1 pseudogene is annotated in these 397 nt (G+C 27.7%); it reads left to right on the forward strand.

Going from position 1 to position 397, the window contains the following annotated elements:
- Nucleotides 1-219 (forward strand): annotated as a pseudogene (locus OL66_RS03280) (endonuclease); the annotation flags it as partial.
- Between the last annotated feature and the right edge of the window lie 178 nt (nucleotides 220-397).

Consider the following 397-nt stretch of genomic DNA (forward strand, 5'->3'; position numbering starts at 1 on the left):
GCCCAAGTTCAATGCCAATTATATTGTAGTCAAGCTAAATTTGCTTACTTTTTGGTTTATTTTAACGACCAAAACTATCATGTGGTACGAATTTATCAAGATAATCAATTTATCTCTAAAATGATTCAAGATAGCGAAAAATACTTAACACTTTTAACCAAATCCAAAGAAGAATTATCACAAACAACTTATTTAAAACGATTAAGTAAATTTAAATAATAATTAAAACTCTAAGGCCTTCAATTTGAAGGTCTTTTTTTATGCCTAAATTAAGATTAAAAGGAGAAAAAATCATGAAATTAATCGTTTTTGAAGGACTCGACGGTAGCGGAAAAACAAGTCTAATAAAAAGCGTTCAACAAGAATTAACAAAACAAGGTAATGAAGTGATGGTTAT

The organism is Chrysanthemum yellows phytoplasma (genome assembly GCF_000803325.1).
GTDB lineage: Bacteria > Bacillota_I > Bacilli_A > Acholeplasmatales > Acholeplasmataceae > Phytoplasma > Phytoplasma asteris.